The organism is Pseudomonas cremoris, from assembly GCF_014230465.1.
The window spans coordinates 62,717-81,974 of sequence record NZ_JAAXCY010000007.1 but is presented as its reverse complement, the minus strand read 5'-3'; the positions used below and the strand labels follow the sequence as shown (position 1 = coordinate 81,974).

The window sequence follows — 19,258 nt, the reverse complement described above, 5'->3', positions numbered from 1 at the left end:
TCTCATGCGGGATTGAAGTAGTTGCACAGGCGCCCGCGCGCGCTGTGGGTGATCTGGAAGTCGAGGTCGTACAGTTCGCGCAAGCGCGCTTCGGTGACCACCTCGGCCACGCTGCCGGTGCAGTGCACTGCGCCCGCTTTCATGGCGACGATGTGGTCCGAGTAATGGGCGGCAAAATTGATGTCATGCACCACCAGGATCACCGTGCGGCCCTGCTCGTCACACAGCCTTCGCAGCGCACGCATGATGTGCACGGCATGCTTGATATCGAGGTTGTTGAGCGGCTCATCCAACAACAGGCACTCGGTTTGCTGGGCGACGGTCATGGCCAGGAACGCCATCTGGCGCTGCCCGCCACTGAGTTCCTCAAGGTAGGCGTGGCGCAGCGGTTGCAGTTCCAGGAATGTCAGGGCTTCGTCGATAACGCGTCGGTCCTCTGCCGTGAGCGCGCCACGGCTGTAGGGAAAGCGCCCGAAGGCGACCAGTTCCTCGACGGTGAGCCGCAGGTTGAAATCCGGCGCCTGGCGCAAGGTGGCCACGCGCTTGGCGTAGTCACGGAGGGGGATGTCACCCACCCTGCGACCTTCGAGCAAGATGTCGCCACCGCTGGGTTGCATCAGCCGCGCGATCATCATCAACAGCGTGGTTTTGCCCGCGCCATTGGGGCCGATCAACGACGTCAGCCGCTGCGCGGGAAAGCCAGTGCTTACGCTGGACAGCACGGTCTTGGCGCCGTACGCCTTGCTGAGGTTTTGCACAGTGATCATGGGGTGCCTCGGGTACGCAGCATCAGTGCGAGGAAATACGCGCCGCACAGCAGATTCACGAGAATGCCGACGGTGGTCTTGTAGTTGAAGACGTGCTCCACCAGCAGCTGGGCCGTGATGAAAATGGCGATGGCCACCGCGCTGCCCATCGGCAACGTGACCCGATGGCGAAACGTACGCGCCAGCGCATACGTGGTGTTGGCGACGAACACGCCCATGAATGCCGTCGGCCCCAGCAACGCAGTGGACACCGCCACCAGCGTGGCGACCAGGGCCAGTTGCAGACGCACGGTGCGCGGGTAGTCCACACCCAGGGACACCGCTTGATCGCGACCCAACGCAAGCACATCCAAGGTTGGCAAGGTTCGCGCAAACGCCAGGCACAACAGCGCCACAAGCAGGCCCGAATACACCAGTTGCTGGGGTTGCACGCGGCCAAACGAAGCCTGGCTGAACCCGAGCAAAATCGAGAACTCGCCGGGGCTGACCTTGAGCTGTACGAACTGCGTGATGGTGCCGATCACCATGCTCAGCACCAAGCCCAACAGCAGCAGGAAATACACGTTGTTCTTGCCGTCGCGCAGCAACCAGCGATGAATCGCCCAGGAGTAACCCAGCATCAACAACACCGACAGTACAAAGTTGCCCTGGCTGCCCAGCAACACCAGGCTGGCGGTGCCGAGCACCAGCACCAGCAGCGCCTGGAACAACAGGTAAACCGCTTCGTAGCCCATGATTGCCGGCGTCAGGATGCGGTTGCCGGTGAGGGTCTGGAAGATGATCGACGACCACGCCACGCATACCCCGCCAATGCACATGGCCGAGAGCCGGATAAGGCGCTTGGGGATCACGTAGTCGAAGTCCAGGCCCGAGCCATACAGCACAAACGCCACGGCCAAGCCGAGCACCAAAGCCCACAGGCGCTTCATCGGTGCCTCCAGACGATCAGCGCCAGGAACAGCACCCCACCGACGATGCCGGCGGTCAGGCCAATCGGCACTTCGAACGGAAAGATCAACAGCCGGCCAAGAATGTCGCAGGCCAGCAGCAATGCGGCGCCGCCCATGGCGACGATGGGCAGCGTGCGGCTCAGGTTTTCGCCGTAGTGCAGCGCCACCAGGTTAGGGATCACCAGCCCGACAAACGCAATCGAACCGACGGTGATGACCGTCGCAGCCACCGTCACCGCCACCAGTAACAACCCCAGCGCGGCAGTCGCCGCGTAGTTCAGCCCCAAGCTGGTGGCCATGCCCTCGCCCATGCCCAGCACCGTGAAGCGATGGGCGTACAGGTAGGTCAGTGCAACAATGGGCAAGATCAAATAGATGATTTCGTAATTGCCCTGCACCACCTTGGAAAAGTCACCCAGCAACCAGCCTTGCATGCTTTGCAGGATATTGTGGCGGTAGGCAAAGAACTCGGCGATGGCACTGAGTACCCCGCCGTACATCAGGCCAATGACCGGCACCAGCAGCGTGTTCTGAAAGCGAATGCGCCGGATGATCGCCAGGAACCCAAGGCTCGCGGCGAAACAGCACATCAATGCAAACAGCATGCGCGTCATGGGGCTGGCGGCGGGCATCAGCACCAGCGACACGAGGATGCCGAGCTTGGCCGCGTCCAGCCCGCCCGTGGTACCCGGCTCGACAAACTTGTTGCGCAGGATGTGCTGCAGGATCACCCCGCACACCGCCAACCCCACGCCGGTCAGTATCAACGCGGCCAGGCGCGGCAAGCGGCTGGCGGTCAGCGTCAGCCAGGCGTCGCCGGAGAATGTCCACACGTCGATTTCACGCGCACCGACCAGTAGCGAAACCCCGCACAGCACCGCAAACAGCCCACTCCAAGCTAAGCGCATCATGCAATGCGCCAGCCCGTTGCCGCCTGCCGTTGAGCCAGGAACTGCGCGTAACGCCCACCACTGGCCGCCAAGCTCGCCGGGGTACCTTGCTCAACAATCTGGCCCTCATCGAGCACCACGATCTGGTCGGCCATGGCCACAGTGGACAGCTGATGTGCAATCACAATCAACGTGCATTGGCCGCGCAGCCTGGCCAACGCCTCGGCAACGGCCGCCTGGTTTTCCGCGTCCAGCGCGGCGGTGGCTTCGTCCACCAGCAGAATCGGTGCGCCCTTGAGCAAGGCACGGGCAATGGCGATGCGTTGCCGCTCGCCACCCGATAGCCGCGCACCGCCCTCGCCCACCGGCGTGTCCAGGCCTTGGGGCAAGCGTGCGACGATCTCGGCCACGCCGGCCTGGCGCGCCGCCTCAACCAGTTCAGCCTCAGTGGCGGTCGGCTTGCCGAGCCGGATGTTGTCGGCAATGCTGCCCTGGAACAGGTAGGTGTCCTGGAAAATCTGGCTGACCTGCGCCGCAAGATCCGCCTCGGACAGTTGCCGCACGTCCACGCCACCGATCAGCACACTGCCCCGGCTTGCATCGAAAAAACGCGCGAGCAAACGCACCAGCGTGGTCTTGCCCGAGCCGGACGCACCGATCAATGCCGTCATGCTACCCGCAGCGATTTCAAGGTTCACACCGCGCAGCACCTGGGGCGCGTCGGGCCCATAACGAAAGCTCACGCTGCGCAGTTCCACCGTGTTGTCCGCCGGCGTTTGCGCTGGCTCCATCACTGGCAAGGGCTGCACCGCCAGGATGCTCTGGACCGCGTCAAGCTGACCGTTGGCGCTGCGCAGGATTTCGCCATAACTGGCCACGTCGAGCAACGGTTCGATATAGCGACACACCAGCACCAGCGCGACACAGGCAGCAATCGCGGCGTCCTGCTCAAGCAGCTCGGCCCACAGCGCCACGGCCACCAGCAGCGCACAGAAAATCGCCTGCACCACCCACGCGTTGAGCACCGCCGACAATGACGACTGATAGATCAAGCGCATGCCGGATTGGCGCTGTTGGTCGATGGCTTGCCCCAGCAGCCGCAGGCCACCGCCCTCGCCATTGAAGGCGCGCAACACCGATTGGGCCTGGGCGAACTCGACCATACGCTGACTGGTGTAGGCGAAGTGCTGCTGATAAGTGGCGTCGGTCGCTTGGCCCAGACGGGCCGTGAGTAACATCGCGACGACCAGGAGCGGCAGTGCCAGCAATGCGACTAGCCCCAACGTCCAGTGCAGCGTAAACAGTGCGACGACGATCACCAACGGCGTCACCGCGCCACTGATCACCGGGGTGAACACGTGGGCCGGTAACTGGGCCACCGCCATCATGCCCTGGGTAATCACATGGCTGAGCTGAGCGCTGTTTTGTGGGGTAAACCAGCCGATGGGCAGGCGCGCAACGTGATCACCGATACGCTGGCGTGCGCCTTGCAGCACTGCGACGCCGACCGCCACACCCGCCTTGTCCACGCTGCGCCGCCATATGCCACAGGCAAGCATGCCCACCAGCAGCGCAACCAGCCAACACGCGGCGCCGCTTACATCGCCGCGCAGCAGGCGGCTGATCACCGGCACCAGCGCGGTAATGGTCAGCCCGCAGAGCAGGCCATAGAACGCCGCCATCCAGGCATAGCGACGTAAGGTCGGGGCGTCTTCGCCCAGCAGGCGCACAAACGTCTTCAGCATGGTTGCACCACCGGTTGTTCGTCGCGGGCGTAGTCGCCCAGGTGCCAAAGGCGTGCGTAGAGCCCTTCACGAGCCAGCAAGTCGGCATGCCGCCCCTGCTCAACCACGCGGCCTTGATCAACGACCAGGATCTGGTCGGCGTGCATCACGGTGTCGAGCCGATGGGCGATGACCAACAACGTGCGGCCCTGGGCGAAGCGCGACAGGGCTTGCTGGATCGCCACTTCGTTCTCGGCATCCGCAGCGGCAGTGGCCTCATCGAGGATCAGCACCGGCGGGTTCACCAGCACCGCACGGGCGATGCTCACGCGCTGCTGCTCGCCGCCGGAAAGCTGAGCGTCTTCGCCGATGACCGAGTCATAGCCCCGGGGCAGACACAGGATGCGCTCGTGGATATTCGCGGTGCGTGCGGCGTCTTCGATGTCTTGCGCTGTAGCTGAGGGCCTGCCGAGGGCGATGTTGTCGCGCACGCTGGCGTTGATCAGGCGTACCTCCTGCAACACGAACCCGATGCGTTGGTAAAGCCGCTCGGTCTCGATGTTTCGCAGGTCCACGCCACCGAGGGTGATACGCCCGGAGCCGGGGTCGAAGAAACGCAGCAGCAGGCGCGCCAGTGTCGACTTGCCGGCACCCGACGGCCCGACAACCGCTGTGGTGGTACCCGGTTGCAGCGTGAAGCTGATATCTGTCAGCACCGGATTGTCGGGCCCATAGCCATAACCGACCTGCTCGAAGCGGATCTCGCTGCCCCTCGGCAGTTGCTGTGTGTGCACCGATGGCTGCGACAGCGTTGGCGTGTCGAGCAGCGCGTGCACACGCTGGGCGGCGCCCGTGGCGTTGTTGAGGTCGTGGGTGATGTAGTGCAACAGCAACAACGGCGCACTCAAGCCTGGCGCCACCAGCACAAACGGCAGCAGATCCAGCGGCATTATCCAACCCAGGCTGACAAACAGCGTGCCCGCCACCAGCACCACGCAGAGCACGGTGACCGGCGCAATCATCGCGTTGGCATTCGCCATCGAAGCCACCAGCGGACGGGTGAAGTCGATGAACGCTTCGGCGAACGCATCGATCGCTTGGCGGTAAGCGCTGTGCGCCTTGCCACTGACACCGAAGGCCTTGACCACCGGAATGCCTTTGACGAACTCCTCCACCGCATTGCTGATGCGGTCCATGCCGCCGATAAATTGCTGCATACTCGCGCCGCTGGCGCGCATGGCCCGTTTAAGGAACAGGAAATAACCGGCGAATGGCAGCAGTGCAATCAGCGCCAGGCGCCAGTCCATGGCGAACAGGTAGACCATCGAGATCAGTACGGCGCCGCCTGCTCGCCCGGTGGTGGTATAGAAGTGCGCGGTGAGGCTGTGCAGGGTGTTGATGTCGTCCTGCACCGCCCGCTTGATTTCACCCGACGCGCGACTGCTGAACCAGCCCAGCGGCACCCGGCTCAGGCGTTGCGTGATGGCTTGGCGCAAGTGGTGTGTGAGGCGGTTGTCGGCCAGGTGGGCCAGCAGTTCACCCGCAAAAATCAGCGCCATGCCCACAAACAGGCTCGCGATGCTCAAGCCCGCCACCCACCACAGTTCACTGGATATGCTGCCAGCATCGCCGAGCAAGCGTCGAGCGATATGGGCGATACCGGCCAGGGGCACCAGGGTCAGCATCGCACCGACGGCGGCCAACAGCGCGGCAACCATCAGGCGCCCACGGATAGGCGTCAATACCCGGCTAAGCGTGCCTTCGACAGTGGGGTTGGCCGAGGCCGTGTCAGGAGAGTCCATTGCGAGAAAAGGTCCGTTTGAGAATCAGAATCATATTTAGTTGCATGACTATAAACTAATTTGCGTAAACCCGACAAGACAGCTACAACCTTGTGTTCAGTGATTAAGGAATACCTATGGAACCCGCAAAAAAACCGGCCACCCGCGGACGCCCGCCGAGCATCACACGGGAGCGAATCGTCGAAGCCGGTATAGAGATGGGCCTGCCCAACATCACCTTCGTCGGCCTCGCGGCGGCGCTGGGTGTGAGCCATATGGCGCTGTATAAACACGTGGCCAACCTCGAGGCGCTCAAAGCGCTGGTCGCCGAGGAAATCTTCACGCGCTGGCAGATTCCCCAGGATTGCGGCGACAAGGACGGTGGCTTGCGCGAGTACCTGATCGTGTTCGCCACCTCGGTCCGGGAGTTCGTCAAGGCGCACCCGGGGCTCACGCCTTTCGTCATCCGCAGGGCGGCCGCGACTGAGCCGATGCTGGCCAAGATCCACGGCCACCAAGCGCTTATCGCCCAGGCATTTGGCGTCAGCCAGGATCAGGCGCGCTGGTTGCTCGCCACGGTGGCGTTCCACTGCATGGCCGTGGCCGACACGGTGTATACGGTCACCCAACGGGAGCCCGTGGTGGAAACGGATCGCGCTACCGAAGAAGCGGAGATGGAAATTGAGCTGGAACAAGGGATGCAGGCCCTGATCGTGGGGGCACTGGTGATGTTGAAGGAAGGCTCGTCCGCCGAGTGACCCAAGGCCTACAAATTGTGAGAGCACCTCGCTACAACAGGCATAATCACACTCTGTTCATACCAGAGACGCATCAATGACCACCGAACGCTACGACCAACTGGCACTCTTCGCCATCGTGGCCCAGGAGCGCAGCTTCACCCGCGCGGCCGCTCGGCTAGGCATGTCGCAGCCCGCCTTGAGCCGCGCCATGCGCCAGCTCGAGGAGCGCCTCGGCGTGCGCTTGCTGGCCCGCACCACGCGCAGCGTGTCGGCGACCGAGGCCGGTGAGCATCTGCTGCGGGTGATCGCGCCGCGGTTCGAGGAGATCGACAGCGAGCTGGCCTCTCTCAGCGAATACCGCGACAAGCCGATGGGCAAGCTGCGCATCACGGCAGGCGAACATTGTGCAATCAGCGTGCTGCATCCAGTGCTGGCCAAGCTGCTTCCGGACAATCCCGACCTCAATATCGAGATCATCGTCGACTACGGCTTCACCGATATCGTGGCGCAAGGTTTCGATGCAGGCGTGCGATTGGGGGAGCAAGTGGCCAAGGACATGATCGCGATGCGCATCGGCCCGGACATGCGCATGGCGGTGGTCGGCTCGCCAGCGTATTTCGCCCGCTACCCGCTGCCGACAATTCCCAACGACTTGATGACCCACAACTGCATCACCCTGCGCATGCCGACCCATGGCGGCTTGTATGTATGGGAGTTTGAAAAGAACGGACAGGAATTGAACGTACGCGTCGAAGGCCAACTGGTGTTCAACACCATCGCCATGCGCATGGAAGCAGCGCTGCAGGGCTTGGGCTTGGCGTATATGCCCGAAGACCTGGTGCTGGAACATGTGGCGCAGGGCCGTCTGGTGCGGGTGCTGGAAGACTGGTGCGAGCCGTTCTCGGGGTACCACTTGTACTACCCGAGCCGGCGCCAGAGCTCACCGGCATTCACCTTGCTGCGCGAGACCTTGCGCTACCCCCCGTCACTAATGCCGGGTTTGTAGTGAGCGGGCTTGTCCCGCGCTGGGTGGCGAAGCCGCCCTAAATCCAGTCACCGCAGTTCTTACTGCAAAACCGCGTAGGCCGGGTTTAGGGCGGCTTCGCCACCCAGCGCGGGGCAAGCCCGCTCACTACAAACTACCGGAATAACTATTCCAGCATTGCGCTGGCACGTCGGGCCGCTTCGACGTTGCCCTGCTCTTCGAGCAATCGCACCAGTTGGCGCAATTGCTCCACCGTCACCCCCACCCGCAGGCTGGCGGCGACGTGGGAACGTAACTGCGACTCTACACCCGGTGTGGCGGCCAACGCGGCAACCGTCGCCAACTCGCGGCTCTGCCAGTCGAGGTTGTCTCGGGCAAAGATGTCGCCGAACAGATGCGCCTGCAGGTATTGATTGATCACCGGGGCGAAATCGAACAACGGGCCCTTCACCTCTGCGCCGGCGATTTTCGTTTGGTTGGCCTTGCCCAGCACCAGCAACTGCTCGCCGACGGGAATAACCGCCATCGGCTCGCGCCCCTGCTCATCCTTGATCCCCCGTTGCTTGCGCGCCTCTACTACCCGCATCAACTCACCCAGCGCGTTCAGGCTGCGAGGGAAGCCGACGTAGGCGTAAAGCTGCACCAGAATTTCCTTCGCCTCGCTGATGGACAACCCAGCGTCCAGACCTTGATTCAGTGCCGTATTAAGTGCGGGCAGATTGCTGGTGGCCATCGCTGCAGCAATCAAGGGTATCGACTGTTGCTTGGCCGACAGCGCGGTCTCGCTGCTGGCGGGTCTGTTTAGCGAGGCGCCGTACTCGGCGTCGGTGACTTTTTCCAGCCAGTCGACGTTTTTACCGCCCACCGTGCCGGTCACCGCCAGGTGCGTCATCGCGCTGTTCGGCGCCGCGCCGTGCCAGTGCTTGACGCCTGGCGGGCAAACGATGACGTCGCCCGGCAAGATCCGTTGCACCGGCTTGCCCCACTCCTGAGTCAGCCCAACGCCCGACATCACCACCAGCCGCTGACCCGCCGGGTGCGTGTGCCACGCCGAACGTGCGCCCGGCTCGAAGCTGACGTAGGCACCTGAAGCGCTGAGCTCATCCGTGGCCGGAAACAGTGGATCGACGCGCACCTGCCCAGAGAAATAGTCCTCGGGGCCGGCCACCGAAGCCTGGCTGTTGGCACGGCGAATCTGCTGGGATTCGGCAAGGCTGTCCGCGCCTGCGGCAAACGGTGCCGTCGCGCACATCGCGAGGCCAAGAAGGGTCTTATTCATGGTGCGGGCTCTCCGAATCAAAGGGTTCTGGCGTAGAAGGCGCTCAGTTGCGCGATGGCAATATCCACATACGCGGGCACCCAATACGTCTCGATGTGCGTTGCGCCGTCGATCTTGAACAACTGCTTGTCCTGGGTACCGGTTGCCTTGGCGAAGGCCTGCTCGCTCATGTAGAGGCTGTCGGCCTTGCTGCCTGCGATCATCAGCAACGGTTTATCGATCAGTTCGATCTGGTCGGTGGCGTCAAAGCTCATCAAATCCAGCAGGCTGCTCAGGGTGTACTTGAAGGTGGAATTCGGGTGGGCGTGGGTCTTGCCGTAGTACTCAAAGCCCTGGCGATACAGGTCGAACGGCAGCTTGGCGACCTGTTCGTCAGTCAGCTGCACATCGCCGGTGTACACCACCGCGCCACCCGCAGCTTCCTGCGCACGTGCTGCCGACGCCTGCTGCAAGCGCTGTTGGATCGTGTCCACTTGTGAGTCCTGGTAGCCATTGCGGCGCACCAACCCCGAGTTGAACATGCTCACGGTAGCAATCGACGCAAAACGCTTGTCGGTGCGCGCGGCCGCCAAGGAATATCCACCGCCGCCACAGATCCCCAACAGGCCCAGGCGCGAAGCGTCGGCACCGGGATAATTGGCGATGAAGTCGGCCATGCCATGGATGTCCTCGATGCGTGAGGCCGGCTTGTCGACATTGCGCGGCTCACCGCCACTGGCGCCTTGATACGCCGCATCTGCCGTGATCGTGATGTAGCCTTGGTCGGCCATACGCTGGGCATACAGCCCGGCGACCTGCTCCTTTACCCCGCCGTTGGGGTGCGCGATCACGATCACCGGGTACGTCTTGCTCGCCTCATAGCCAGCTGGGGTGTAGACGTTGGCGGCGATGACCAGGCCGTTGAGCGTGTAGCTCACGGGGTGAATGTTGACCTTGCCCGGCTCGTTCTTTTTCAACGCGCCGTCGTAGACCAGGGTGAAGGGGTTTTGCTTGTAGTCAGCCGCCTGGAGTTCGGCGCCCGACATGCCGATCATGGCAGCCATGAAAGAGGCTTTCAGGGTGGTTCGCATCGTGTGAGTGCTCCCGGTCGATCATTGAGTAATGGCGTGGGGAGCACGTTAACGGGTCCGGCATTGATGGATAAATGGGGTAAGTCGTATAGGACTGATATCAAAAACGCATAAATGCGCATAACGGAGAGCGAGTCACGCTGCCGCTCAAATGGAACGCTGGTTTACTCGCGCCATCAGTTGCTCAGCCGACTCTTTGCGCTCCGAATAGCGGTCCACCAGGAACGCCTGGCGATCCCTCAGCAGCACGGTGAACTTCACCAACTCTTCCATCACGTCGACAACACGATCATAAAACGGCGACGGTTTCATCCGCCCAGCCTCGTCGAATTCCATATAAGCCTTGGGCACCGATGACTGGTTGGGGATGGTGAACATACGCATCCAGCGACCCAGTACCCGCAGCTGATTCACCACATTGAACGACTGCGAGCCGCCGCAGACCTGCATCACCGCCAACGTCTTGCCCTGTGTCGGGCGCACGGCTCCCAGCTCCAGCGGTACCCAGTCGATCTGCGCCTTGAACACTGCAGACATCGCGCCGTGTCGCTCCGGGGAACACCACACCTGCCCTTCCGACCACAACACCAGGTCGCGCAGCTCTTGCACCTTGGGGTGATCGACCGGGGCGTCGTCTGGCAACGGCAAACCGGAGGGGTTGAAGATGCGTGTCTCGGCACCAAAATGTTCCAGCAGGCGCGCGGCCTCTTCCACCAACAGGCGGCTGAACGAGCGCTCACGGGTCGACCCGTAGAGCAACAGAATGCGTGGTTTGTGTGGGTCCAGCGTCGACGGTCGTACATCGTCGAACAGGCTCAGGTCCACATTGGGTAGATAGTCAGACATAAATCCTCCTCAGAGCGTGGCAATTCGTTCAAGCTCAGTTTTGAGCGCGTCACGGCTGATGGTGCCGAGGGACAGGGCGAGGAAGGCTTGGCAGCGTTTTTCAATGCGCGCCAATGTGGCGTTGAACGCTGCGTCGATCGCGGCCTCGTCTCCCGTCACATCCGAGGGGTCTTCCAACCCCCAATGGGCTTTCAGCGCCGGGCCGAAATACACCGGACAGCTTTCGCCAGCGGCCTTGTCACACACGGTGATCACGATGTCTGGCGGGTTGCCTTCGAATGCGTCGTTGCCTTTGCTGTACAGGCCATCGATAGCGATACCGGCCTGCTGCAACGTGGACAAGCTGCGTGGCAACACCTGGCCCTTGGGGAAACTCCCGGAACTGATCGCCTCGATGCCCTGCGGCGCGAAGTGATTGAAAACCGCTTCTGAAAGGATGCTGCGGCAACTGTTGGCGGTGCACATGAACAGGACTCGCATGGATTGCTCCTGCCGCTTTTGGCGGACGTTTGAGGATCAGATGCAATCGGCTTCCCGTACAGGCCGGCCGTTCATACACCGCAGGCGAGCAGCGTTTTGCTTGAGCCAATCGGTGTTGGCTTTTGACGTCACCTGCAGGATTTCGTGAACCCACTTCGGTAGGTCCGGGTTAAGGCGGTAATACACCCACTGGCCCTGTCGGCGGTCGAGCAGCAAGCCACTGCTGCGCAGTTGCGCTAAATGGCGGCTGATCTTTGGCTGGCTGTCGTCCAGGGCACACATTAACTCGCAGACACACAGCTCGCCCTGATCAGCAATCAGCAGGGTGGCGCGGGTGCGGGTTTCGTCGGCCAGGCTTTTGAAGACCTCGGGGGGGGTGATCATGACGGCTCCTTACATTTGGAAATACGAATATACGGATATCCACATGTATCATGCAAGCAGTTGTTTTGTTGATTGCCGTTTTTGCGCGCTAGGGTGATAGCGCCTGCCCCGCTCCTGAGTTTGCTCGACCTGCAGTGATTAAAGTTCGGACGCACAAAGGCGATACGCTCAAATAGGAACATTAATGCCGCTGGCGTACTTGATGGATCAGACCTGATGGAACGGGCCATGGCGACAAACAAGGAGGTCCTTTTGACCCTGCGCTTCATATACGTTTTAGGGCTTTGTTTTTTCCCGCTGAACACACTCGCCCAGCCCCCCACGCCCGAAGCTGTCACGCACTATCACGCCGCCCTGGACGCGCTGGACGATGCAAAGCGCGTGTCCGACCGCGTGCTCGAAATCGTCAAAACCGATCAACCCGTGGACCCTGCCGAGCCAGAGGCGTTAGCGACTGAAAGCGCGCAAATAATGAGTCGACTCAACGCGCACCTGGACACTGCAATCGCGGGTGGGCATGCCGTCGCCATGTACCAAAAAGCCAAGGTGTTGTTGGCGGCATCAATTCTCAAGAATAAACAATCCGCCTGCGAGTTCTACGGCCGGGCCGCCGAGCAAGGCCTGATTGCAGGGGCTGTGGAGTACGTTAATTGCATACCCTTCTATCCCCCCAGTGCTGAGTACGAGAGGCGCCTTACCCTTCTTCAAGCGACAGTCCAGGGTCATGACTACTACGAATCGGAGTACCCATTGCTGACCGCCTTTCCCAGCTGCTTCCCCAAGCACAAGCCCCCACCAAAACCGGACGAAGATGCGATTCAATGGGTGATTGATAATGCTCGCCCCCTGGCCTTGAGTGCCGGCGATTTTCGCGCAGAAGGGTATTACATCCTCGCCATGCGTACCGAGATCGACGAGCAAAGAGTGAACTTCCTGAATTTGGCGTTTGCACAAGGCTGCCGCGAAGATTTCATGAGGGTGGCAAAGTATGTGAGGGATGAACGATTAAAGGCGCTGATCAAAGGGCCGCCCTTGGAGGCCGTTCGATAACTCCCGATGGAGCAAAAATTGAGCATTTACATCACAGGCGCCTCGTGTGCGGGCGTTACCACGCTGGGTCAAAACCTGGCGACGTTGCTCGGCGTAAAACACCTCGACGTCGATGATTTTTACTGGATGCCCACCAACCCGCCCTTCACCACCAAACGTCCTCCTGATGACCGGGTGACGCTGATTCAGCAAGCATTCGGTGACGGCGACTGGTTGCTGACCGGATCCTGCATGGGCTGGGGTGATGCGCTGATTACCCGTGCGGACCTGATTGTGTTCGTGGCCACGCCCACACCCGTTCGCCTTGAGCGGCTGACCGCACGAGAAACGCAACGCTTTGGCGATCGCATCGCCCCCGGTGGCGACATGCATGAAATACACCTGGCCTTCAGGGAATGGGCCTCGCAGTATGACGACCCGAGTTTTTCTGGACGCAACCGGGCCTGGCACGAAGCGTGGCTGTCCAGGCAAACCGCGCCGATCCTGCGGATCGACGGGACGAACACTGCTGAGCAGATGGCAGCTGATGTGATTCAGGCGCTTTCGCAAATATCGCGGTAGCTCGACAGCAGATCAAATGGTGAGCCATGAAACCCACTCTCTCCACCGCAGCCAATGGTCATCTGAAATTCAATCTCAACGAGTGTCCGGATGATTATTGGCTATCGTTGGCTGAGGATCTGGTCAAACACGAAGGGTTCAAACGAGTAGGCTCACCCGTCTTCGGCTTTGACGAAACCATTCACCAAGGTTTCACGTGCGCGCAGTTTAGTCTTGCCGCCGGGTGGGACACCTGGTTTGGGCACTACTTGCTTTCTGAATCCGCTGCGGCTGATGTATTTCTGCAAGCGCTGTTCCATCAGCTCAGCGTTTGAGATGTAAATCGGGGCTTCTCGCCACATTGTCAGCGACGGATTCAATTGCACGGAAGCAATCAATGAAACATCACTTACCCGTGAGCACAGGCAAGAAAATAACGGTCTTGGCCATCACCCTATTGGTGGTTGGAACGCTGTTTTCCTACATGCTGTGGGCGACTCGCATTGCAAGACAAACCGTTTTGATGCCGTGGATTCCAGAGTGGACCACCTATGTGGCCGTCAGCGTTTTGGTGGGGCTGGTCTTCGCAGGTAGAGCGCTCTATCAACGCCCAACTGAGAAAGCCTTGAAGCGCGTTTCAGATGCCTTTCTCAGTGGTTTTTGCGCTGGTTTTGTGTTGTCCATAAACAGCTGCAATGTCGGCGTCTACCTGTTGCCTGGCGACACGGTCCATTACGAATCAGCCTATGAAACAACCTTCCCGGGACCGGCCATTGGTAAATCCAACCGCTGCGAGGCAGGCTTGTGGATCAAGGACTTAACGACTGAACGACGCATCCAACTGTGCACAACCAAATCTGATTTGCACAACCAAATCACCCCTGGCATGCAGGCCGTCTGGGTCACTGCGCACAGCAATAAAATCGGCTCCTACATTTCCGATTATAAATTTATCTACACGCAACCCGCTTCACACACAGATTTGTAGTGAGCGGGCTTGCCCCGCGCTGGGCTGCAAAGCAGCCCCAATAAGCACGCCGAGTTGCGTCAGGCACCCTGCGGCGTGCGTTTTTAGGGCCGCTTCGCAGCCCAGCGCGGGGCAAGCCCGCTCACTACAAAGGCTGTGTTGCAACGTTGATCACCACCTTTCCAAATGCGCCCCTGGCGAGATGCTCGTAAGCTTCTCGTGCTTTCTCAAACGGGTATACCTGATCGATCACGGGACGAATCTTGTGTTCGTTGAGGAACCTGTTCATTCGGTCGAATATAGCGGCTGTGCGTGGGAGACGTTCGGGTCTGCCGGGTCTCCGATACCGGTTCGCCAACCCAACGCACACATTGTCCAACCCACTCCACTCCCATTATCCTCCCCCTACCCGTCCCCCTGCGCACACGGAGCCGCCATGGACCTCGCCACCCTCTCACTCTTCCTCCCCGCCTGCTTCGCCCTGAACATGGCGCCCGGCCCGAACAACCTGCTGTCGGTCAGCAACTCCACGCGCTACGGCTATCGCACCTCGTGCCTGGCCGGTATCGGTCGCCTGCTGGCGTTTGCCGGCATGATCGCCCTCGCCTCTGCGGGGTTGGCGGTGGTACTGCAAACCTCGGAGTTGTTGTTCTACGGGATCAAGATCCTGGGGGCGGCGTATCTCTTTTACCTGGCGTATCAGCTGTGGCGAGCGAACCCGCAAGCGGAGGCGGAAGCGACGGCGGCCAAGGTGGGGTTATGGGCGTTGGCGCGGCAGGAGTTTTTGGTGGCGGCGGGCAACCCGAAAGCCATCCTGATTTTCACCGCGTTCCTCCCGCAATTCGTGGTTCCCGGTCAGCCGATCACACCGCAATTTGCGTTGCTGGGCGCGATGTTCCTGGCGCTGGAGTGGATCGCCATCAGCGCCTACGCCTACATGGGCCTGCATATGCGTCGTTGGTTTGCCGAGCCGCGTGGCAAGCGGATTTTCAATCGTTGCTGCGCGGGGTTGTTGTCGGCAGCGGCGACGGTGTTGTTGATGGCGCGTAGGGCATAAGTCACAGGCGGGCGAGGAATAAACACCTCTCCTACTTGCTGTCCACGTCCGACCACCACAAAAACTCGATAACTTCTCAAATGCACTTTGTTCTTGCAGAGGCTTTCAGTGTCGTCGCCATCCACTCCTCCAGCCCCTCACGCGGATATCCGTGCGCTACATATCGATCATCACACCTGGCTGCCGAGCTGGTTGCGCAAACGCCTGCGCCATGGCGATAACGCGGCCGACCTGGCCCAATGGGCCGGACAGACCGGTGTACCGCTTCAGGCACTGGTTGATGCTTTGCGAGAAGCGGTTCTAGGGCAACGAGTTGTCGCCATGCAATTGGAATCACCCTTGATAGCCAGGCTATGTAAGGATGCTTTCATCACACGGATAGAAAAAAGGAAGGTGCCATGGACGCAGTCATCCGGCTTGCCAAACTTGCCGATATCGATTCGATTTTTAAGATTCGTACCAGTGTTCGGGAAAATCATTTATCTCAACATCAGTTAACGGAGATAGGCATAACGCCTGAAGCGATAAGTCAGGCAATTTCAGAAACTCCGTGCGCTTGGGTCGCGGAGGTCAGTGGTGTTGCAGTCGGTTTTTCGATGGCCGATATTGAAGATGGTTGCGTATTCGCGGTTTTCGTCTTGCCGGAATTCGAAGGGTACGGGTTGGGGCGCACTCTGATGCACAAAGCAGAGTCTTTTCTATTTCAACGCCATCAGAAGATATGGTTAGAAACCGCTGAAGCAAGCCGTGCGAGCGGATTCTATAGAAACCTTGGCTGGCAGCCCGTAAAGAACCTACCCGAAGGTGACGTTCGTTTTGAGAAGCAACTGATAGTAAAACGAGAATAAAGGTACCGAGACGGTTAGATGGGCGCCCGGCAGATTGCGCGAGGCGTATTTGGCGGACGCTTACGTATCGTTGGCACCGTGTGCTGTTGCATTTTGGTGATGTAACCCACGAAGAGCCACTTTGAACACAAACCCCCGGTCAAGGAGACACGTTAATGAGAACGTTGGTAATCGGCGCAAGCAAAGGCCTGGGCAAAGCCCTGATCGAAGGCCTCGGTGAACCCGGAGATACCCTGATCGGCGTCTCCCGCACCCGCCCGGAACACCTGGACCACGCGCCCGGCGTTGAGGTGCATTGGGTCGAAGCTAACCTGGGTGAACCTGCCAAGGCTGCGCATATCATTGAGGAAGCGGTGGCGGCGGACGGGTTGGACACGCTGCTCTACAACCTGGGTATCTGGGAAGAGTTTGCTTTCGATCCGGCCTACAACTTCCTTTCAGACGATGATCATCAGATCGAAGCCATCGTCGCCTGCAACATCACCTCGACCCTGCTGTTGATCAAGCGCCTGTTACCTCTGCTGCTCAAAAGCGCCAACCCCAGGATCATCCTCACCGGTTCTACCTCCGGATTGCCCCAGAGCGGTCGACCGGAAGTTGCTTTCGGCGCGTCCAAGTTCGCCCTGCGAGGTATCGCCGATGCCTTGCGCGAAGGCTATCGCCAGCACCGCCTTGGTGTGACGTGCCTGAACCTGGGTTACCTCAACACCGAAGACCCGTTGAGCACACCCCGTGCGCAGGCCGAGCAACGCGATGAAGGCCACTCGATTCCCGTGCACGATGTGGTGCAGGTGGTGCGTATGGCGTTGAGCCTGTCCTCGGCCAGCTTCGTCAAGGACATCACCTTGCCGGCCATTCTGGATGAGCGTTTTTAACGAAGGAGATCGCGACATGACCCGAGACGAACTGGCCACCCTTTACCAAGGCTATATCGCCTGCCTGAACCGCCAGGACTGGGAACACCTGGGTCACTTCGTCCACCCGGACGTCACCTACAACGGCACCCGGGTCGGCCTCGCCGGCTACCGCGCGATGCTGGAGCGCGACTTCCGTGAAATCCCCGACTTGGTGTTCCGCATCCACTTGCTGGTCGCCCACCCACCCACTGTTGCCAGTCGCTTGAACTTCAAAGTCACGCCACGGGGCGAATTTTTCGGGCTGCCGATCAATGGCCGCAGGGTCACGTTTGACGAGAATGTGTTCTACGAATGCGTCGACGGCAGATTCGCCCACGTGTGGTCGGTGATCGACAAGGCAGCCATCGAACAGCAACTGGTTGACTAGACTCCACACACCCATTTTCTGTGGAGAGTAACCATGAACCACAAGACCACCCTTTGCCTCTGGTACAACGGCACGGCCCTGGAGGCCGCTACCTTCTACGCCATGACCTTCCCTGACAGCCAGGTGAAAGCCGTGCATCAGGCTCCGAGTGACTACCCGTCAGGCAAACAAGGCGATGTGTTGACCGTGGAGTTCAGCGTGCTGGGCATCCCGTGCCTGGGTTTGAATGGCGGCCCGATGTTCACGCACACCGAGGCGTTTTCTTTTCAGGTGCACACAGACGACCAGGCAGAAACCGACCGCTACTGGAACGCCATCGTCGGCAACGGCGGCCAGGAAAGTGCCTGCGGCTGGTGCAAGGACAAGTGGGGATTGTCGTGGCAAATTACGCCACGGGTGTTGACCGACGCAGTGACCCACTCCGATCCGGCCACGGCCAAGCGGGCGTTCGAGGCGATGATGACCATGACCAAAATCGACATTGCCGCCATTAAGGCAGCTGTCGCAGGGCACTGAACTCACGCCCATTGCGAGCCGCATATCAGGGCTGGCATGCTTACGCCCCCCAGTCGTCGAACGCGAGCTGTCAGCCCATGAACACAGGCGTCAAACTAGACTCACGGACGATTCCGGTCCCGTCGTCCATCAGCCCCGAAGCCCAGGCAACTCTTCAACGCCTGGTCGGGGCGGACGGCGTACCACTCAACGCCTTGCACGCCCTGCCCGCACCCGAGGACCACACTGGCTGGCGTCAGATGCAAGCCGCCGTGGCCCAGCATTACGCCAGTGCCAACGCCGGTCAGGCCGAAACCCTGCGCGCCAACCTTCACACGCTGCACCTTGAAAGCACCACCGTGCACGTGGCAACCCCAACGACGGGTACGGGCTTTGCCTACATCGACCTGCATGGCGGCGCATTGGTGTTCGGCGGGGGTGAAAACTGCCGTATCGCAGCCGGTAAACAGGCCGACTTGCACGATGTGGTCTGCTATGGCGTGGATTACCGCATGCCACCCGATCATCCCTACCCTGCGGCGCTGGATGATTGCATGGCCACCTATCGTCATGTGCTCAAGCACCACGCCCCGGAACACATTGTGATCGGCGGCCGTTCGGCGGGTGGCAACCTCGCGGCGGCGATGGTGTTGCGTGCCCGTGACGAAGGTTTGCCGCTGCCGGCGGCGCTGGTGCTGTTGTCGCCGGAGGTGGACCTGACCGAATCCGGTGATAGCTTCCAGGTCAACCGTACCGTCGACGTGGTGCTACCCAACTCGCTGAGAAGCGCCAATCTGTTGTATGCCGCTGGCGCAGATGTGTGCCATCCGTACCTTTCGCCGCTGTTTGGTGATTTCACACTGGGATTCCCTCCCACCTTCCTGCAAAGCGGCACACGGGACCTGTTCCTGTCCAACACCGTGCGTCTGCACCGCGCCTTGCGCAAGGCACAGGTGACAGCGGTGCTGCATGTTTTCGAAGCCATGCCCCACGGCGGTTTCATGGGCGCACCGGAAGACAGGGAGCTAGCAGCAGAAGTCGCGCAATTTGTGCGTCAACACCTGCGGCGGGCTTGACACACGCTCTTACATCCCCTGAAGATGAACGCCTTCTTCAGGGTG

The 19,258-nt window shown here is 60.6% G+C and carries 22 protein-coding genes and 1 pseudogene; 12 read left to right on the top strand and 11 right to left on the bottom strand.

Features of this window, described 5'->3' with window-relative positions; translation table 11 throughout:
• Positions 1-2: 2 nt before the first annotated feature.
• Genes HF257_RS18420 through HF257_RS18400 form a run of 5 tightly spaced genes read right to left on the bottom strand, consistent with a single transcriptional unit; the run spans position 3 to position 6,133 of the window.
• Positions 3-767 carry an iron ABC transporter ATP-binding protein gene (locus HF257_RS18420; RefSeq protein WP_185705749.1) on the bottom strand — a complete coding sequence of 255 codons (765 nt, stop codon included), beginning with the start codon at positions 765-767 and terminating at the stop codon, positions 3-5.
• Entirely contained in the window at positions 764-1,696 is a 933-nt protein-coding gene (locus tag HF257_RS18415; protein ID WP_185705747.1) for an iron chelate uptake ABC transporter family permease subunit, read from the bottom strand. The genes HF257_RS18420 and HF257_RS18415 overlap by 4 nt, the downstream gene beginning before the upstream one ends.
• Entirely contained in the window at positions 1,693-2,625 is a 933-nt protein-coding gene (locus HF257_RS18410; protein WP_185706322.1) for an ABC transporter permease, read from the bottom strand. The genes HF257_RS18415 and HF257_RS18410 overlap by 4 nt, the downstream gene beginning before the upstream one ends.
• Positions 2,625-4,352 (bottom strand): ABC transporter ATP-binding protein, encoded by a 1,728-nt coding sequence (locus tag HF257_RS18405; RefSeq protein WP_185705745.1) that lies wholly within the window; start codon positions 4,350-4,352, stop codon positions 2,625-2,627. The genes HF257_RS18410 and HF257_RS18405 overlap by 1 nt, the downstream gene beginning before the upstream one ends.
• Positions 4,346-6,133, bottom strand: coding sequence for an ABC transporter ATP-binding protein (locus tag HF257_RS18400; protein WP_185705743.1), 1,788 nt, complete (start codon positions 6,131-6,133; stop codon positions 4,346-4,348). The genes HF257_RS18405 and HF257_RS18400 overlap by 7 nt, the downstream gene beginning before the upstream one ends.
• A gap of 116 nt (positions 6,134-6,249) precedes the next feature.
• Between HF257_RS18400 and HF257_RS18395 the strand changes: the two genes are divergently transcribed.
• The gene (locus HF257_RS18395) at positions 6,250-6,870 is read left to right on the top strand and encodes a TetR/AcrR family transcriptional regulator (protein WP_185705741.1); all 621 of its coding nucleotides are present in this window, start codon (positions 6,250-6,252) and stop codon (positions 6,868-6,870) included.
• A 76-nt stretch (positions 6,871-6,946) separates the two neighbouring features.
• Positions 6,947-7,858 carry a LysR family transcriptional regulator gene (locus tag HF257_RS18390; RefSeq protein WP_185705739.1) on the top strand — a complete coding sequence of 304 codons (912 nt, stop codon included), beginning with the start codon at positions 6,947-6,949 and terminating at the stop codon, positions 7,856-7,858.
• A 145-nt stretch (positions 7,859-8,003) separates the two neighbouring features.
• Here HF257_RS18390 and HF257_RS18385 read toward each other — a convergent pair whose 3' ends face one another.
• From HF257_RS18385 to HF257_RS18365, 5 genes are all read right to left on the bottom strand, one after another.
• Entirely contained in the window at positions 8,004-9,116 is a 1,113-nt protein-coding gene (locus HF257_RS18385; protein WP_185705737.1) for a (R)-mandelonitrile lyase, read from the bottom strand.
• 17 nt (positions 9,117-9,133) lie between these two features.
• On the bottom strand, positions 9,134-10,186 hold the full coding sequence (locus HF257_RS18380; RefSeq protein WP_185705735.1) for an alpha/beta hydrolase: 1,053 nt from the start codon (positions 10,184-10,186) through the stop codon (positions 9,134-9,136).
• A 147-nt stretch (positions 10,187-10,333) separates the two neighbouring features.
• Positions 10,334-11,032 carry an arsenical resistance protein ArsH gene (gene arsH / locus HF257_RS18375; protein WP_185705734.1) on the bottom strand — a complete coding sequence of 233 codons (699 nt, stop codon included), beginning with the start codon at positions 11,030-11,032 and terminating at the stop codon, positions 10,334-10,336.
• Between the two features lie 9 nt (positions 11,033-11,041).
• A complete protein-coding gene (locus HF257_RS18370; protein ID WP_185705732.1) occupies positions 11,042-11,512 on the bottom strand; it encodes an arsenate reductase ArsC in 471 nt (156 codons plus the stop codon).
• Positions 11,513-11,548: 36 nt separating this feature from the next.
• Positions 11,549-11,896, bottom strand: a complete 348-nt coding sequence (locus HF257_RS18365) for a metalloregulator ArsR/SmtB family transcription factor (RefSeq protein ID WP_185705730.1) — start codon at positions 11,894-11,896, stop codon at positions 11,549-11,551.
• A 216-nt stretch (positions 11,897-12,112) separates the two neighbouring features.
• On the opposite strand from HF257_RS18365, the gene HF257_RS18360 reads away from it, so the two are divergent.
• From HF257_RS18360 to HF257_RS18345, 4 genes are all read left to right on the top strand, one after another.
• Positions 12,113-12,946, top strand: coding sequence for a hypothetical protein (locus HF257_RS18360; protein WP_185705728.1), 834 nt, complete (start codon positions 12,113-12,115; stop codon positions 12,944-12,946).
• An 18-nt stretch (positions 12,947-12,964) separates the two neighbouring features.
• Complete coding sequence (locus HF257_RS18355; RefSeq protein WP_185705726.1) at positions 12,965-13,507, top strand: ATP-binding protein; 543 nt, start codon at positions 12,965-12,967, stop codon at positions 13,505-13,507.
• A 26-nt stretch (positions 13,508-13,533) separates the two neighbouring features.
• Positions 13,534-13,821 carry a hypothetical protein gene (locus HF257_RS18350; protein WP_185705724.1) on the top strand — a complete coding sequence of 96 codons (288 nt, stop codon included), beginning with the start codon at positions 13,534-13,536 and terminating at the stop codon, positions 13,819-13,821.
• Positions 13,822-13,883: 62 nt separating this feature from the next.
• A complete protein-coding gene (locus HF257_RS18345; protein WP_185705722.1) occupies positions 13,884-14,474 on the top strand; it encodes a hypothetical protein in 591 nt (196 codons plus the stop codon).
• Positions 14,475-14,598: 124 nt separating this feature from the next.
• On the opposite strand, the pseudogene HF257_RS18340 reads toward HF257_RS18345, so the two are convergent.
• Positions 14,599-14,769 (bottom strand): annotated as a pseudogene (locus tag HF257_RS18340) (zinc-binding dehydrogenase); the annotation flags it as partial.
• A 120-nt stretch (positions 14,770-14,889) separates the two neighbouring features.
• Here HF257_RS18340 and HF257_RS18335 point away from each other — a divergent pair.
• The 6 genes from HF257_RS18335 to HF257_RS18310 all read left to right on the top strand — a co-directional run bounded on the left by HF257_RS18335 (position 14,890) and on the right by HF257_RS18310 (position 19,213).
• Positions 14,890-15,510 carry a LysE family translocator gene (locus tag HF257_RS18335; RefSeq protein ID WP_185705718.1) on the top strand — a complete coding sequence of 207 codons (621 nt, stop codon included), beginning with the start codon at positions 14,890-14,892 and terminating at the stop codon, positions 15,508-15,510.
• Between the two features lie 398 nt (positions 15,511-15,908).
• Positions 15,909-16,358 (top strand): GNAT family N-acetyltransferase, encoded by a 450-nt coding sequence (locus HF257_RS18330; protein WP_185705715.1) that lies wholly within the window; start codon positions 15,909-15,911, stop codon positions 16,356-16,358.
• Between the two features lie 155 nt (positions 16,359-16,513).
• Positions 16,514-17,233 (top strand): SDR family NAD(P)-dependent oxidoreductase, encoded by a 720-nt coding sequence (locus HF257_RS18325; protein WP_185705713.1) that lies wholly within the window; start codon positions 16,514-16,516, stop codon positions 17,231-17,233.
• Positions 17,234-17,249: 16 nt separating this feature from the next.
• Complete coding sequence (locus HF257_RS18320; RefSeq protein ID WP_185705711.1) at positions 17,250-17,642, top strand: ester cyclase; 393 nt, start codon at positions 17,250-17,252, stop codon at positions 17,640-17,642.
• A 33-nt stretch (positions 17,643-17,675) separates the two neighbouring features.
• A complete protein-coding gene (locus HF257_RS18315) occupies positions 17,676-18,158 on the top strand; it encodes a VOC family protein (RefSeq protein ID WP_185705709.1) in 483 nt (160 codons plus the stop codon).
• Between the two features lie 77 nt (positions 18,159-18,235).
• Positions 18,236-19,213, top strand: a complete 978-nt coding sequence (locus HF257_RS18310) for an alpha/beta hydrolase (protein ID WP_185705707.1) — start codon at positions 18,236-18,238, stop codon at positions 19,211-19,213.
• Positions 19,214-19,258: the final 45 nt, after the last annotated feature.